Source organism: Malaciobacter canalis, from assembly GCF_008000835.1.
Taxonomy (GTDB): domain Bacteria; phylum Campylobacterota; class Campylobacteria; order Campylobacterales; family Arcobacteraceae; genus Malaciobacter; species Malaciobacter canalis.
Map to the genome: position 1 here is coordinate 1828462 of NZ_CP042812.1, position 15573 is coordinate 1844034.

Annotated in this window: 17 protein-coding genes; 15 read left to right on the forward strand and 2 right to left on the reverse strand. The window is 27.3% G+C overall.

The window, feature by feature from the left end:
* The first annotated feature begins 1 nt into the window (after position 1).
* Complete coding sequence (locus tag ACAN_RS09055) at positions 2-922, forward strand: calcium/sodium antiporter (RefSeq protein WP_099333513.1); 921 nt, start codon at positions 2-4, stop codon at positions 920-922.
* Positions 923-928: 6 nt separating this feature from the next.
* On the opposite strand, the gene ACAN_RS09060 is transcribed toward ACAN_RS09055, so the two are convergent.
* Positions 929-1333, reverse strand: a complete 405-nt coding sequence (locus ACAN_RS09060; RefSeq protein WP_079577445.1) for a Fur family transcriptional regulator — start codon at positions 1331-1333, stop codon at positions 929-931.
* A 197-nt stretch (positions 1334-1530) separates the two neighbouring features.
* Here ACAN_RS09060 and ACAN_RS09065 point away from each other — a divergent pair, with 197 nt between their 5' ends.
* The 3 genes from ACAN_RS09065 to ACAN_RS09075 all read left to right on the forward strand — a co-directional run bounded on the left by ACAN_RS09065 (position 1531) and on the right by ACAN_RS09075 (position 4288).
* Positions 1531-1968, forward strand: coding sequence for a Dps family protein (locus tag ACAN_RS09065; protein WP_099333514.1), 438 nt, complete (start codon positions 1531-1533; stop codon positions 1966-1968).
* An 89-nt stretch (positions 1969-2057) separates the two neighbouring features.
* Positions 2058-2711, forward strand: coding sequence for a ferritin family protein (locus ACAN_RS09070; RefSeq protein WP_099333515.1), 654 nt, complete (start codon positions 2058-2060; stop codon positions 2709-2711).
* A 38-nt stretch (positions 2712-2749) separates the two neighbouring features.
* Entirely contained in the window at positions 2750-4288 is a 1539-nt protein-coding gene (locus tag ACAN_RS09075) for an endonuclease/exonuclease/phosphatase family protein (RefSeq protein ID WP_099333516.1), read from the forward strand.
* Here the strand turns inward: ACAN_RS09075 and ACAN_RS09080 are convergent.
* The gene (locus tag ACAN_RS09080; RefSeq protein ID WP_079577441.1) at positions 4285-4626 is read right to left on the reverse strand and encodes a hypothetical protein; all 342 of its coding nucleotides are present in this window, start codon (positions 4624-4626) and stop codon (positions 4285-4287) included. The two genes, ACAN_RS09075 and ACAN_RS09080, sit on opposite strands and share 4 nt — an antisense overlap.
* 85 nt (positions 4627-4711) lie before the next feature.
* Between ACAN_RS09080 and murJ the strand changes: the two genes are divergently transcribed.
* From murJ to ACAN_RS09135, 11 genes are all read left to right on the forward strand, one after another.
* Entirely contained in the window at positions 4712-6022 is a 1311-nt protein-coding gene (murJ, locus tag ACAN_RS09085) for a murein biosynthesis integral membrane protein MurJ (RefSeq protein ID WP_099333517.1), read from the forward strand.
* Positions 6023-6053: 31 nt separating this feature from the next.
* A complete protein-coding gene (locus ACAN_RS09090; RefSeq protein WP_079577439.1) occupies positions 6054-7763 on the forward strand; it encodes an ABC transporter ATP-binding protein in 1710 nt (569 codons plus the stop codon).
* 93 nt (positions 7764-7856) lie between these two features.
* Complete coding sequence (locus tag ACAN_RS09095) at positions 7857-8921, forward strand: quinone-dependent dihydroorotate dehydrogenase (protein ID WP_099333518.1); 1065 nt, start codon at positions 7857-7859, stop codon at positions 8919-8921.
* A gap of 81 nt (positions 8922-9002) precedes the next feature.
* The gene (locus ACAN_RS09100) at positions 9003-10298 is read left to right on the forward strand and encodes a M16 family metallopeptidase (RefSeq protein WP_404320348.1); all 1296 of its coding nucleotides are present in this window, start codon (positions 9003-9005) and stop codon (positions 10296-10298) included.
* A 47-nt stretch (positions 10299-10345) separates the two neighbouring features.
* Complete coding sequence (dapA, locus tag ACAN_RS09105; protein WP_079577436.1) at positions 10346-11233, forward strand: 4-hydroxy-tetrahydrodipicolinate synthase; 888 nt, start codon at positions 10346-10348, stop codon at positions 11231-11233.
* The gene (locus tag ACAN_RS09110) at positions 11233-12012 is read left to right on the forward strand and encodes an enoyl-ACP reductase (protein ID WP_099333519.1); all 780 of its coding nucleotides are present in this window, start codon (positions 11233-11235) and stop codon (positions 12010-12012) included. Before dapA ends, ACAN_RS09110 begins: the two co-directional genes overlap by 1 nt.
* Positions 12013-12015: 3 nt before the next feature.
* Positions 12016-12549, forward strand: a complete 534-nt coding sequence (pgsA, locus tag ACAN_RS09115; protein WP_099333520.1) for a CDP-diacylglycerol--glycerol-3-phosphate 3-phosphatidyltransferase — start codon at positions 12016-12018, stop codon at positions 12547-12549.
* 12 nt (positions 12550-12561) lie between these two features.
* Positions 12562-13620: a M50 family metallopeptidase gene (locus ACAN_RS09120; RefSeq protein ID WP_099333521.1), complete on the forward strand. Its 1059-nt coding sequence runs from the start codon at positions 12562-12564 to the stop codon at positions 13618-13620.
* A 4-nt stretch (positions 13621-13624) separates the two neighbouring features.
* Complete coding sequence (locus tag ACAN_RS09125; RefSeq protein ID WP_099333522.1) at positions 13625-14302, forward strand: YggS family pyridoxal phosphate-dependent enzyme; 678 nt, start codon at positions 13625-13627, stop codon at positions 14300-14302.
* Positions 14303-14432: 130 nt separating this feature from the next.
* Entirely contained in the window at positions 14433-15125 is a 693-nt protein-coding gene (locus tag ACAN_RS09130) for a DUF4198 domain-containing protein (protein WP_099333523.1), read from the forward strand.
* Between the two features lies 1 nt (position 15126).
* Positions 15127-15567: a hypothetical protein gene (locus ACAN_RS09135; RefSeq protein ID WP_099333524.1), complete on the forward strand. Its 441-nt coding sequence runs from the start codon at positions 15127-15129 to the stop codon at positions 15565-15567.
* Positions 15568-15573: the final 6 nt, after the last annotated feature.

Sequence of the window (15573 nt, forward strand, 5' to 3'; positions counted from 1 at the left end):
AATGGATTTTTTAATTTTTGTTATCTCTATGGCTGCACTTATTTATGGTGCTGATTTTATTATACAACAAAGTGAAAAAATCGCACTTCATTATAATATTTCACATTTTGTTATTGGGGCAACTTTAGTAGCAGTAGGAACAAGTTTACCTGAGATGGCTGTATCAATGTCTGCTGCTATTAAAGGTAATGCAGATATAGCTGTTGCAAATGTAGTAGGAAGTACTATATTTAATATTTCCCTTGTTTTAGGTGCAGTATTTTTAGTTGCAAAAAAAATATCTCCAGATAGGGATTTATTTGCAAAAGATTCTGCTTGGTCACTATTTCCAATATTAATTTTTATCCTTATGGCAATTGATGGAAAATTAAATGCTATTGATGGAATTTTATTTTTATTATTAATGGCAGGATATGTTTTATTTTTAATTGGTTCAAACCAAGTTGAACAAATAGATGAAGAACTTACTAAAGAGAAGTTTGATTGGAAAAAAAGTATTGTACTTTTATTAATAGGATTTGTTTTTGTTGTAGTAGGTGCAGATTTTGCAATTGATAGTGCATCAAATATTGCAAGAACATTTGGAATTAGTGAATGGGCTATTGGACTATTTTTAATTGCCTTTGGTACAAGCTTACCTGAACTTACAATTTCTATTAAATCTGCACTTAAAAATAATGCTGATTTAGCAATTGGTAATATTATTGGTTCAAATGTAGCAAACTTTACTATGGTTTTAGGTGTTAGTTCTATTATAAGTGTATTAAATGTAGATTTATCTAAAAACTTTTTTGATATAGCAGCTGCATTTATAGTATCATTAATGCTTGTATTTATAACAGCAAATAAACTTTATAATAAATCTGCTGGTATTGCACTACTTGTAGTATTAGCACTTGTAATTCAAAATAGTTTAGTTTAAACTAAACTATTTTGAACAATCTGGACAAACTCCAGCAAAAATAATACTTGCTTGATTTATAGTATAATTTTTTGAAGAAGTTGCTTCTTGCACTAAATTAGAAATATCTAAATCAACATCTTCTATCTTTCCGCATGATGAGCATACTAAGTGTGAATGTTCATCCTTTACTAATTCATAAACTGATTTTGCATTTGGTATTTTAACTTCATTTAAAAATACTTTTTCTATCATTGCATTTATATTTTTATAAATAGTTGCTAAAGAAATAGATGGAAACTTTTCTAATAATTTTTTATATAGGTCATCAATATTCATGTGACCATTTGAATAAAGCTCTTCAACTATTGCTACTCTTTGAGGAGTAACTTTTAAATCATACTCTTTTAATAAAGTTGTATAATTAATCATTTTTCTACCCTTTTATACCTTTCGTGAAATATTACTATATATATCTTTTAATTTCCTAATTTTTTTGATATTATAAGTTTATTTAAAAAAATAAAAAAATTAGATAAGTATTAAAAACTATTAAAGGAAAATTATTTTCCTTTAAGTTTTTATTGATATAATTTATCTAAAGAAAAAAATTATCCAAAGGAGAAAAGATGAAAAAGCTATTAAAACAGTTAAAACTAATACAAGGAAGTTCTTTAGTAATGTATACTAAAGTACATAACTATCACTGGAATATAAAAGGTTTACAGTTTTTTGCAATTCATGAAATGACTGAAAAACTATATGGTGAATTTAGTACAATTTATGATGATGCAGCAGAAAGACTGCTTCAATTAAATGAAAAACCTCTAATATTAATAAGTGAAATAACTGAAAACTCATTTATTAAAGAAGATAAAAAAACAGATTTTGATGCAAAATATGTATTGTCAAATATTTTAGAAGATTTTGAAAAATTCTTAAAAGAGTTTAAAAAACTTTCAGAACTTGCAGATGAAAATGGCGATAATACAACAGTGGCATTTGCTGATGATAATATTGCACATTTAGAAAAAAATATTTGGATGATTAAAGCATCTATTTCTTAATCATATTGTCTTTTTTAAGTTTAGATGAATTATAATCACTAATGATGAATATTCATCTAAACATTATATAAAATATTTTAGGAGATAAAATGAGACAGTATGAATCTTATAAGTGTAATAAATGTGGAAATGTTGTTGAAGTACAAACAGTAGGTGGTGGTGAACTACACTGCTGTGGCGAAAAAATGGAGATGATTACACAGAATTTAACTGCTGTTAATCTTATGAAAGCTTTTGCTGGTGAATCAATGGCAAGAAACAAATATGAATACTTTGCGAAGATTGCTCAAAAAGAGGGATTTAGAGATATTGCAGAACACTTCCAAAGAGCTGCAAACAATGAAAAAATGCATGCAAAACTTGAACTTAAAGCCTGTAATGAATTGCTAACTGGCAAAGAGTTTGAAGATACTATTGGTAATTTAAAAATTGCAATTGCAGGTGAAAATTATGAAAATGAAACTATGTATCCAGATTTTGCAAAAATTGCAAAAGAAGAAGGTCATAGACAAATCTCTAAAATGCTAGAAATGATTGGAAAAATCGAAATTGAACATGAGAACATGTATAAAGAACTTCTTGAAAGATTAGAATCAGGAAAAGAGTTTGAAAGTGAAGATGATGATGAAGAGTGGATTTGTGAAGTATGTGGACATGTACACAGAGGCAAAAAAGCTTTAAAAATGTGTCCAGTATGTAAACATCCACAAGAATACCAATCAAGACAAAATACAAAAAAATAAAGTAGAGAACTCTCTACTTTATTATCAATAAGCCAAATATGAAAAAATATCTATTTTTATTTACATTTTTATTATCTTTTTGTTTTGCAAATGAGTTTAAAGTTGCATCATATAATGTTCAAAACCTTTTTGATTTAAAATATGATAAAACTGAATACAAACAATACATACCAAATACAAAATCAAATTGGAATAAAAATACATATAACACCAAAATAAAAAATCTTGCAAAAGTTCTAAAAGATTTGGATGCAAATATTATTGCATTACAAGAAATTGAATCAATACAAGTTTTAAAAGATTTAAAAAAACAACTTCCAAGATATAAATATACATCACTTTTTAAATATAAAAATGGCGCAGTTGGTCTTGGCTTTTTAAGTGATATAAAAATCTTACATAATAAAGAAATTTCTGTAAAATTTAATAATAAAATCTTTCGACCCATTATGGAAACAACCTTTTATTATGAAAATATAAAATTTAAGATTTTCAATAACCATTGGCCTTCAAAAAAAGCACAAGAGAGCTATAGAATAAAATATGCTTACACACTTTTAAATAGAATAAAAGAACTACCAAAAGATTATGATTATATAATTTTGGGTGACTTTAATTCAAATTATGATGAAAAACAAACACTTTATTTAAATAAAAATCTTGATGATAGTTTAAATATCACAGGAATAAATGATATTTTAAATACTATAAATGAAGATAATACATTTATAAATAAAACATCTATTAAAACAGAAGAAAAAAGAGCTCATTATAATCTTTGGTTAGAGTTAGCATATCAAGAAAGATTCTCTTATAAATATAGAGGAAGAAATACAACACCTGATAATATGCTTTTACCCTACTCTTTATTTGATGGAAAAAATATATCTTACATAAATGGAAGTTTTAAAGTTTTTAAACCAAATTATTTATATAAAAATAATAAAATAAACAATTGGGAAGTAAAAAGAGGAGTACATCAAAATAAAGGTTATTCAGACCATCTTCCTATAATTGCAAGTTTTAATGTAAATGCATATGAAAACGAAGCTCAAAATGTAACTTCAATAAAAGATTTGTATAAAGTAAATAATATAAATAAACCTCTAATTATAAAAGATGCAGTAGTAATATATAAAAATGATAAAAGCGCTATTATAAAACAAAAAAACAATCGTGCAATTTTTGTTTATAATGCTAAAAATTTAAAAGAGTTTTATAAATATGACCTAAAAATCTTTTCAATTGAGAGTTTTCATGGATTAAAAGAGATAAAAAGCCTTGCAATTATAAATGAAAAAAATAAACTTGATAATATTGATGAATATTATTTAAATAATACAGAAGATTTAAATAATATAAAATTTCAAAATGAAATAATAAAAGAACTAAAAGTTACTTATAAAAAAAGATATGCATATTTCAATAAAAATAAAATTAGCATATACTTTAAAGATAAAGAACTAATTCCAAAAGACAATACGAAACTTCTTTTAAAAAAAGCTCATATTGGCTACTTTAGACAAAAACCACAACTTGTAATTTATAAAAAAAGTGATTTTGAGATACTTAATTAAGAGTTTTTAGCTTTTTGTATCTCTTTTGTATATTTATATTCAATAAAATTATAGACATTTGCTTCTTTATTTTTTGATAAAAATAAAAACATTTCAAATAACTTAAAGCCTACTTTGAAAAAGCCTGTAAAAGGAAGCATATAAGCTAACAATGTCATTTGTTTATGATATGGATAATATTTATCATACTCTTTTTTTAATTCATTTAATTGAATACTTTGCTCTTTTAATTTTTCAGCATCATTTGTCTTCACAACCATTAAAACAACTAGAATATTTGCAAATATCATAAAAATATTTGCTAACCAACCTAAAATAAAAATCTCTTCATAACTCAAAACAAAACATTCCTTATTTAAATTTTATATAATTATACAATAATTTCTTTGAACCTCTAAAGCAAGATTTGGCTAATATATCAAAATGTTAATTAAATCAATTTTTACAAATAGTAGTGGTATTTTATTTTCTAGAATTTTAGGTTTTATAAGAGATTTACTAACTGCCTCAATTTTGGGAGCAAATATATATAGTGATATATTTTTTGTTGCTTTTAAATTACCTAACCTTTTTAGAAGAATTTTTGCAGAAGGTGCATTTACACAAGCTTTTATCCCAGCATATGCAAAAGCAAAACATAAAATTAGATTTTCATCAATTATTTTTTTACAACTTATTGGTTTTTTATTGATTTTATCTTTATTTGTTACACTTTTTTCAGAATTAATAACAAAAGCAATTGCATTAGGATTTGATGAAAAAACTGTAAAACTAGCAGCACCACTTGTAGCTATTAATTTTTACTATTTGCCTTTAATATTCATAGTTACATTTATGGCTGCTTTATTACAATATAAAAATCATTTTGCCACAACTGCATTTTCAACGGCTCTTTTAAATTTAGCATTAATAGCGGCTTTATTAATCTCAAAAGATTTAGATAAGTACCAAATAACATACTATTTATCATATGGAGTTTTAATTGGTGGTCTTTTACAAGTTATAGCTCATCTAATTGCAATTAAGAAGAAAAATTTATTAAAAATTTTCACTTTTGATAGAAAGAAAAAAGAAGAAAACAGATTTTATAAAAGCTTTTTAGGTGCAACAATAGGAAGCTCAACAGCTCATATTTCAGCATTTTTAGATACTTGGTTAGCTTCATTTTTAGTTAGTGGATCTATCTCTTATCTTTATTATGCAAATAGAGTTTTTCAACTACCATTAGCTCTTTTTGCAATTGCCACATCAATTGCACTTTTTCCAATGATATCAAAAGCTATAAAAAATAAAGATGAACAAAAAGCACTGCGGCTTTTAAAAAAATCAACTTTTATACTTTTTATTTTATTAAGTATTGCAACAATAATTGGAATAATATTCAATGAATTTATAATTTACTTACTTTTTCAAAGAGGTGCTTTTACACAAATTGATACACAAAATACAGCCCTGATTTTAATTATGTATTTAATAGGTCTTTTACCTTTTGGAATAGCCAAAATTTTTTCACTTTGGTTATATTCCCATGAAAAACAGTTTTTAGCAGCAAAAATATCAATGAAAGCATTAGCTTGGAATATTGTATTTTCACTAGCTTTAATTATTCCTTATCAAGCAGCTGGACTTGCATTAGCAAGTACACTTAGTGGGTTCATTTTATTTTATCTAACTATTAAAGAGTTTGGACTAAGTAAATTTCTCAATCTTTTTACAAACAAATCTTTGTTATAATTACAGCTTTAATTTTTAGATTAGGATTTTTATGAAACAATTTTTAAAACAATACATACCATATTACAAGGACTATAAACTTAAATTTTTTTACGCATTTATAGGTATGGCATTGGCTGCTGGAGGAACTGCTGGTTCTGCTTATGTAGTTAAGCCATTACTTGATGAAATCTTTATAGCAAAAGATTTAGATTTACTTTATACAATCCCTGCTTTAGTAATATTATTATATTTTGCAAAAGGTTTTGGAAAATATATTCAATCTTATTATATTTCATATATAGGACAAGATATAATTAGAAAAATCAGAGATAAATTACTTGGTCATACCTTAACTTTAGATATTGATTTTTTCCAAAAAAAACAAGGTGGAGAACTTATATCAAGAATTACAAATGATATAAATAAAATCCAATCAGCAGTATCTAGTCAAATTGCAGAACTAATTAGAGAATCACTAACTATTTTTGCTTTGATTTTTGTTGTAATCTATCAAAGTCCTGAACTTGCTTTTTATGGCTTAGTAGTTATGCCAATTGCTATTTTACCCCTTTCAAAACTCGCAAAAAAAATGAAAAAACTCTCTTATGCTTCTCAAGAAAGTATCTCTGATATTACAAGTCATTTAAGTGAGATTTTTAATAATATAGAAATAATAAAAGCAAATTCAACGGAAAAAATCGAAACAGACAAATTTCAAAAACATAATAAAAAGTATTTTGATATTTCAATAAAAAGTGTAAAAACCAATGAATTAGTATCTCCAATAATGGAAACACTTGGAGCTTTAGCAATTGCTACTGTTATTGTGCTTGGTGGTACAAAAGTTATTGATGGGGATTTAACTGTTGGTGAGTTCTTCTCTTTTATGACTGCTTTATTTATGCTTTATACACCTATTAAAAAGTTATCATCTTTATACAACAAAATGCAAGCTGCACTTGCTGCAAATGATAGAATTAATTCACTATTTGATATAAAAAGTAATATTCCATCTGGTAAAACAATACTAAATGAAGAGATAAAGAAAATAACTTTAGAAAATGTAAACTTAAGATATGATGATATTCCTGCACTTAAAAACATCAATCTTGAAGTAAATCAAGGTGAAACTCTCGCACTTGTAGGTGATAGTGGTGGGGGAAAATCCTCTTTAGTAAATTTAATAGTAAGATTTTATGAAACACATAGTGGTGAAATTAAATTTAATGATAAAAATATTAAAGAGTTTGATATAAAATCATTAAGAGATAATATCTCAATAGTTACTCAAAGAGTTTATATTTTTAATGATACTGTTTGTGCAAATATTGCTTATGGACAAGAAATAGATGAAGAAAGAGTAATTAAAGCATTAAAACAATCCCATGCATATAATTTTATAAAAGATATGGAGAATGGGATTTATACTAAATTAGATGAATTTGGTACAAACTTAAGTGGAGGACAAAGACAAAGAATTGCAATTGCTAGAGCTTTATATAAGAATCCTCAAATACTTATACTAGATGAAGCAACATCAGCACTTGATAACGAGAGTGAATCTATAATTTCAGAAGTAATAGATGAAATAAGTAAAGATAAAATCACTTTTGTAATTGCTCATAGATTAAGTACAGTAAAACATGCAACAAATATAGCCGTTTTTAGTAAAGGTCAGATTGTATGCCTTGGCAATGAATCAAAACTAAAAAAAGAGTGCAAAGAGTATAAAAGACTATATAACTTAGCAAATTTCTAACTTTCAAGCCTCATCTTGAGGCTTGCTATGATATTAAAACGACTTTTTAATCTAATTTGGATAAAATAATGAAATTTTCAAAAAGGTAATATAGTGTTTAATTATAAAAATTTAAAAAAAGTACTATTTTTATTTCAACCAGAAACAGCCCACAATATTGCAGAGCTTGGATTAAGAGCACTTCCAAAATGCAGAATTATAACAAACTACTTGACAAAAAGAAATTTTGTAAGTGATCCAAAACTTGCACAAGAAATTTTCAATGTAAAATTTATAAATCCAGTAGGACTAGCAGCAGGTTTTGACAAAAATTGCACTATGGTAAAATCAATGCCAGCACTTGGTTTTGGATATACTGAAATTGGTACAATGACACCAAGACCACAAGATGGAAATCCAAAACCTAGAATGTTTAGATATCCAAAAAAGAACTCTGTACAAAATGCAATGGGATTCAATAACGAAGGTGCACATGCAGTACTTAAAAATCTTCAAAAAGTTTATCCTTTTGTTTTGCCAATTGGAGTAAATATTGGAAAAAATAAAACAACACCTGAAGAGTATGCTTTAAGTGATTATAAAACATTAATTAAAAAATTTGAAAAAACAAGTGATTATATAGCAATTAATATCTCTAGTCCTAATACACCAAATCTTAGAGATTTACAAAATGAAGAGTTTATCACTGCATTATTTGAAATGGCAAAAGAGCTTACAAATAAACCAATTTTATTAAAAATAGCTCCAGACATGCAAGCACAAGCAGCTATAAACCTATGTAAAACAGCTGTTGATGCTGGTGCTGCTGGAATTATTGCAACAAATACAACTATTGATTATGATTTACTTCCAGGGTGTAAAGACTTTGGTGGATTAAGTGGAGAAGTATTAAGCCAAAAAGCATATGAACTATTTAAAGAAATAGCAAATGAGCTATTTGATAAGACTGTTTTAATTTCAGTTGGAGGTATAAGCTCAGCGCAAGAAGCCTACAAAAGAATTAAAGCAGGTGCTAGTTTAGTACAAATATATACAGGAATGATTTTTGAGGGACCTTCAACTGTAAAAAATATAAATGAAGGTATTTTAGAACTTATGAAAAAAGATGGATATAGCCACATTAGTGAAGCTATTGGAGCAGATTTAAAAAACAACTAAAAGGTGAAAAAGATGAAACTTAAAAATGTTATAAAAAGAACAAATAGTTCTATTTTATATCTACTGTTTTTCACTATATTTATGGGGGAACTTATGAGTAGTAATAGCTTACCAAAATATTATACAAAAAGCTTAGAAAATGGATTACAAATTGTAGCTATTCCTATGGATAATGGCTCAAATGTTGTAACAACAGATGTTTTCTATAAAGTGGGAAGCAAAGATGAGAAGATGGGTAAAAGTGGAATTGCTCATATGTTAGAGCATTTAAATTTTAAATCAACTAAAAACCTAAAATCTGGTGAGTTTGATGAAATTGTAAAAGGTTTTGGAGGGGTAAACAATGCTAGTACAAGTTTTGATTACACTCACTATTATATAAAATCAAGCTCGAAAAATATGGGTAAATCTCTTGAACTATTTGCTGAACTAATGCAAAATCTTACTTTAAAAGATGAAGAGTTTCAACCAGAAAGAGATGTTGTAGCAGAAGAGAGAAGATGGAGAACAGACAATAACCCTATGGGATATATGCAGTTTAGACTTTTTAATAATGCTTATATATACCATCCATATCATTGGACTCCAATAGGATTTATGAATGATATAAAAAATTGGAATATAGAAGATATTAGAAACTTTCATAGTACATTTTATCAACCAAAAAATGCAATTATTGTAGTTGCTGGAGATATTAACAAAGATGAAGTATTTGAGCAAACAAAAAAATATTTTGACAATATAAAAAATAGTAAAGAGATAATAAGACAATCATACACAGTTGAACCAAAACAAGATGGTGCGAAAAGATTAATTATAAAAAAAGATAGTCAAGTAGAAATGCTTGCTATGGCTTATCATATTCCAAATTTTGAACATAAAGACCAAGTTGCACTTAGTGCATTAAGTGAGTTATTAAGTTCAGGTAAAAGTTCAATTTTACATAAAGTTTTAGTGGATGAAAAAAAATTGGTTAATTCTATATATGCATATAATATTGAACTTAAAGATCCAGGATTATTTCTATTCTTTGCTGTTTGTAACCAAGATGTTAAAACAAAAGATGTAGAAAAAGAGATATTAAAAATAATAAAAGATATAAAAAAAGGAAATATCTCTAAAAAAGATATTGAAAAAATAAAAATCAATACAAAAGCTGATTTTATTTTCTCACTTGAAAACTCAAGTTCAGTTGCTTCTCTTTTAGGAAGTTACTTTGTAAGAGATAATATAAAACCACTTTTTGAGTATGAACAAAATATAGAAAAACTTAAAAAGAGTGATATTATTGAAGTTGCTAAAAAATATCTTATAAAAGATAATTCTACTACAGTGATTTTAAAAAAGGGAGAGAAAGATGAAAAAGAAGAGCTTTAAAATTACAACTAAAAAATAAAAAAAGCAAATATATAAAGGATCGTTCAATGCAAAACATTATTGGTGCGATGACCGCACTTATAACACCGTTTAAAAATGGAAAAGTAGATACAGCAAAATATGAAGAACTTATCAAAAGACAAATAGCTCAAGGTATAGATGTAGTTGTTCCAGTTGGAACAACAGGAGAGAGTGCAACTTTATCACATGAAGAGCATAGATTATGTATTGAAATAGCAGTTGCTACATGTAAAGATACAAATGTTAAAGTAATAGCAGGTGCTGGTTCAAATGCAACACATGAAGCAATAGGTATTGCACAACATGCTCAAAAAGTTGGAGCTGATGGACTTTTATCTGTTGCTCCATATTATAATAAACCAAGTCAAGAGGGTTTATATCAACACTATAAAACTATTGCAAGTTCAGTAGAAATACCATTTATGATTTATAATGTACCAGGTAGAACAGGTGTTGATATAGAAGCTGATACAGCTATTAGATTATTTGATGATGTATCAAATATTTATGCAATAAAAGAAGCGACTGGTTCACTTGAAAGAGCTATTGAGTTAAGTTCAAAAAGACCAGATTTTTGTGTAATATCAGGTGAAGATTCAATTGATTATGCAATGCTTGCAAATGGGGGTAAAGGTATTATCTCTGTTACAGCAAATCTTTTACCAAACTATAAAAGCAAATTAGTTGATAGTGTATTTAATAAAGATTTTGACACTGCAAAAAAAATAAATGATGATTTATACTCTATAAATAAAGCACTTTTTGTTGAAAGTAACCCTATTCCTATAAAAGCTGCTATGTATCTTGCTGGGTTAATTGATACATTAGAGTATAGATTACCATTGACTCCTCCAAGTAGAGAGACAATGAATAAATTAGAAGATGTACTAAAAGGTTATGAGGTAATTAAATAATGAAAGAAAACAAAAAAGGTAAAACTCTAGTAATCTCTGGAGGAACAAAAGGTATAGGAAAAGCATGCGTTTATAGATTTGCACAAGAGGGTGTAAATGTAGCTTTTACTTATAATTCAAATGCTCAAGTAGCACAAGAAATAGCTGATGATGTTGAATCAAAATTTGGGGTAAAGTGTAGATGCTACCCTTTTAATATACTTGAGCCTGAAAAATATAAAGAACTATTTTTAGAAATTGACAAAGATTTTGATAGAATTGATTTTTTTATTTCAAATGCTATGATTTATGGAAGAGCAGTTGTTGGTGGATATGGTAGATTTATGAAACTTAAACCAAGAGGATTAAACAATATCTATACTGCAACTGTTAATGCCTTTGTTTGTGGAGCACAACAAGCTGCAAAAAGAATGGAAAAAACAGGTGGTGGTTCAATTGTTAGTTTAAGTAGTACTGGAAACTTAGTATATATTGAAAACTATGCGGGACATGGAACAAATAAAGCAGCAGTTGAAGCAATGGTTAGATATGCAGCAACAGAACTAGGAGATATGGGAATTCGAGTAAATGCTGTAAGTGGTGGACCAATTGATACAGATGCACTTAAAGCCTTTACAAACTATGAAGAAGTTAGAGATAAAACAGCAGAGTTATCTCCATTAAATAGAATGGGACAACCAACGGACTTAGCAAGTGCTTGTTATTTTTTATGTACAAAAGAAGCATCATGGGTAACAGGACACACGTTAATTGTAGATGGTGGGACTACATTTAAATAGTTTATGTTTAATTTACCAAATATATTAGCACTTTTTAGAATAGCATTAGCCCCACTAATGCTATGGTTTTTAGTAGATAGAGAAAATGTTATTTTCTCTTCTTGGCATCCAACATGGTTAGACTATTTTGCTGGTTTAATCTTTGTTATTGCTTCTGTTACAGATTTTTTTGATGGTTACATAGCAAGAAACTGGAATCAAATGACTAAACTTGGAGCTATTCTTGATCCACTTGCAGATAAGATGCTTATTCTTGCAGGTTTTCTAGGACTTATGGTAATAGATAGAGCCTCTGCATGGGCAGTTTTTTTAATACTTTCAAGAGAATTTTTCATTACTGGACTTAGAGTTGTAGCAGCTGATGAGGGAAGAAATGTCGCTTCAACAATGATAGGTAAAATAAAAACAGTTGTTCAAATGATTGCAATTGGATTTTTACTTATGAATTGGCCATACGCAACACAGCTTTTATGGTTGGCTGTTATACTAACTTTATATTCTGGATATGAATATTTAAGAGATTATTATAAAGATTAATTGGAGATTATATTGGGTACTATTACTTTTTTAGTTGTTCTATCAATTCTTGTATTTATACATGAATTAGGACATTTTTTAGCAGCAAGATATTTTGGAGTGACAGTTCATGTATTTTCTATTGGATTTGGTAAAAAACTTTATTCAAAACAATGGATGGGAACTGAATGGCAGTTTGCATTAGTGCCACTTGGTGGTTATGTAAAAATGAAAGGTCAAGATGACACAAAACCAGGTCTTGTAGAAAATGGAAATGATTCATATAACAATAAAAAACCTTGGCAAAGAATTATTATTCTTTTTGCTGGACCCTTTGCAAACTTTTTATTAGCAGCAGTATTATACTTTTCAATAGCAATATTAGGAGCAAACTCTTTATCTCCAACAATTGGAAAAATTATTGAGGGATCTCCTGCTCAAAGGGCTGGGCTTCAAGCTGAAGATAAAATAGTTAGAATAAATGAAACAGATATAAAAACTTGGAAACAAATTGGTGAAACAATTACACAAACAAAAACAGCTTTAAAATTCTATGTTCAAAGGGGAAATGAACTTAGAACCTTTGTTATAAATCCTGAAATAAATGATTCTGAAAATATTTTTAGAGAAAAAATCAAAAAAAGAATGATAGGAATTGCTCCAGCACCTAAACTTGTTACTATTTATCACTCGCCTATTGAAGCTATTTCATATGCATATGATAAAACAATCGAATCATCAACAATGATTTTCAAAGGTGTACAAAAATTAATTCAAGGAATAATTCCAAGTAGTGAAATTGGTGGAGTTATAACTATTGGTAAAGTAATATCAGATGCAAGTGAATCAAGTTTTATTGCACTTTTAGCAATAAGTGCATTAATTTCAGTTAATTTAGGTGTACTAAATCTTCTTCCAATTCCTGCACTTGATGGTGGGCATATAATGTTTAATTTATATGAAATAATTACAAGAAGAAAGCCAAGTGACAAAGTATTTATGTACTTAACACTTTTAGGATGGTTTATATTAGGTTCACTAATGTTACTAGGTATTTATAACGACATTAATAGAATATTTTTAAAAGGTTAATATTATGCAAATGCAAAAAGCAATTGATAACTTAGATAGACTAATTGCAGATGTTGAAGATGCAAGGCTTCAACTTTCTGAACACCATATTGTTAAAATAATTGGAATTAGTAAATATAGTGAAAGTAAAGATGTTTCTACTTTGTATAAAGCTGGACAAAGAGCTTTTGGTGAAAATAAAGTTCAAGATTTAAAACAAAAAATGACTGACTTAGAGGATTTACCACTTGAATGGCACTTTGTAGGAAGATTACAAAAAAATAAGATTAATAATCTTATTGATTTAAAACCAACACTTATGCAAAGTTTAGATTCGATTGAATTAGCACAAGAATTAAACAAAAAACTTGAAGCAAAAGATAAAAAGATGAACTGTTTACTTCAAATAAACTCTGCTAAAGAAGATAGTAAAGCAGGTGTTATGCCAGAAGATGCAATAGAAATTTACAAGCAAATTATACAAACTTGCCCAAATATAATACTAAAAGGTGTTATGAGTATTGGAGCACATGTACAAGATGAAGAAATTATTGAAAAAAGTTTTAATACAACAAAAATTATTTTTGATGAATTAAAACCACTTGGAGCAAAATATTGTTCAATGGGTATGAGCAATGATTTTAAACTTGCAATAAAGTGTGGCTCAAATATGATAAGAGTTGGTTCAAGCCTTTTTAAATAAGAGAAAAGTTTTTTTCTCTTATATTTTTTTATTATTTTGTGCTAAAAGTACATAAGATTTAACTTTTATTATGAATAGTTTATGTTTTATAGATTAAAATCTACTTATAAAAATAAATTAAGGAGATTTTATGAAAAAGTTCACGTTAGCTTTAGTTCTTGCAACATCTACAATGTTTGCTCACCAAATTACTGCAAAAAAAGCTGAGAACAACACTTACCAAGCTCAATTTTGGGCACATGGAAAATATCAAAAATTTGAAGCAAAGCAACTAAAAGGTGCAACTGCTTATGATTTAAACAATAATATTATTAAAACAGGAATTGATTACTCAAAAGGTACTACACTTTTAACTGCTAAAAAACCTGCAATGATTAGTTTAACTTTTGATGCTGGTTATTGGGTTGAGGGAGATAATGGTTATGAAGCTATAAAAAACCCATCAAAATATAAAGGTATTGTTTATAATAGTTTAAAAAGTGTTAAATATGGAAAAAGATATTTTCAATGGAGTGATAGTTTCTTAAAACCAATTGGAATGAAACTTGAAGTGATTCCTTTAATTAATCCATTAAATATTAAAGTAGGAGAAAAACTTCCAGTATTAGTATTAAAAGATGGAAAAGCTTTTGAAAATGCATCTTTTGAAACTTCTGATTATGGTGATTTAAATGTTAAAACAAATAAGTATGGAATTGCTAATATCCCAGTAAAAAACAAAGGTTTACAAATTATTGCTGCTGTTTTTGTAGGTGATGAAGTAAGTGATATAAATGTAAATAGTATTACTATTCAAAGTAGTATTTCTTTTGAAGTAAAATAGTATGATTTTAAGAGCTATAATTACAGCATTATTATTAAACCTAAGTGCATTTGCACATGGTGTATTTTATGAATTAGTTGATGGATCAGTTGGAGTTAGAGTAACTGCACCTAATAATATAGCAATTAGTGATGCAGATATTACTATTTATGCACCAGAAGCTTCACTTCCATTTACAAAAGGAAAAACGGATGTAAATGGAAACTTTGCATTTATACCTGATAGCCATGGACAATGGAGAGTAGTTATAAATGTAGGAAGTGATCATGGAGCACATATTAAAGATTTTAAAATTACTATAGATGAGAACCAAAAAGTTAAAGAGTTTGAAAAAACACCTTATGAAAGATACATGAAAATTTTAAGTGTATTAGGTCTTTTACTTGGACTATTTGGAATAATCGTTTTACTTAAAAATAGAAAAAAAGATACAACTAAATAGTTGTAT

Bases quoted from the DNA above. Each gene is read 5' to 3' on its own strand.
- ACAN_RS09110 (WP_099333519.1), top strand. From the start codon at position 11,233: ATGAAAGAAAACAAAAAAGGTAAAACTCTAGTAATCTCTGGAGGAACA.
- ACAN_RS09090 (WP_079577439.1), top strand. From the start codon at position 6,054: ATGAAACAATTTTTAAAACAATACATACCATATTACAAGGACTATAAA.
- ACAN_RS09060 (WP_079577445.1), bottom strand. From the start codon at position 1,333: ATGATTAATTATACAACTTTATTAAAAGAGTATGATTTAAAAGTTACT.
- dapA (WP_079577436.1), top strand. From the start codon at position 10,346: ATGCAAAACATTATTGGTGCGATGACCGCACTTATAACACCGTTTAAA.
- murJ (WP_099333517.1), top strand. From the start codon at position 4,712: ATGTTAATTAAATCAATTTTTACAAATAGTAGTGGTATTTTATTTTCT.
- ACAN_RS09125 (WP_099333522.1), top strand. From the start codon at position 13,625: ATGCAAATGCAAAAAGCAATTGATAACTTAGATAGACTAATTGCAGAT.
- ACAN_RS09075 (WP_099333516.1), top strand. From the start codon at position 2,750: ATGAAAAAATATCTATTTTTATTTACATTTTTATTATCTTTTTGTTTT.
- ACAN_RS09070 (WP_099333515.1), top strand. From the start codon at position 2,058: ATGAGACAGTATGAATCTTATAAGTGTAATAAATGTGGAAATGTTGTT.
- ACAN_RS09065 (WP_099333514.1), top strand. From the start codon at position 1,531: ATGAAAAAGCTATTAAAACAGTTAAAACTAATACAAGGAAGTTCTTTA.
- ACAN_RS09135 (WP_099333524.1), top strand. From the start codon at position 15,127: ATGATTTTAAGAGCTATAATTACAGCATTATTATTAAACCTAAGTGCA.
- ACAN_RS09055 (WP_099333513.1), top strand. From the start codon at position 2: ATGGATTTTTTAATTTTTGTTATCTCTATGGCTGCACTTATTTATGGT.
- pgsA (WP_099333520.1), top strand. From the start codon at position 12,016: ATGTTTAATTTACCAAATATATTAGCACTTTTTAGAATAGCATTAGCC.
- ACAN_RS09130 (WP_099333523.1), top strand. From the start codon at position 14,433: ATGAAAAAGTTCACGTTAGCTTTAGTTCTTGCAACATCTACAATGTTT.
- ACAN_RS09100 (WP_404320348.1), top strand. From the start codon at position 9,003: ATGGGGGAACTTATGAGTAGTAATAGCTTACCAAAATATTATACAAAA.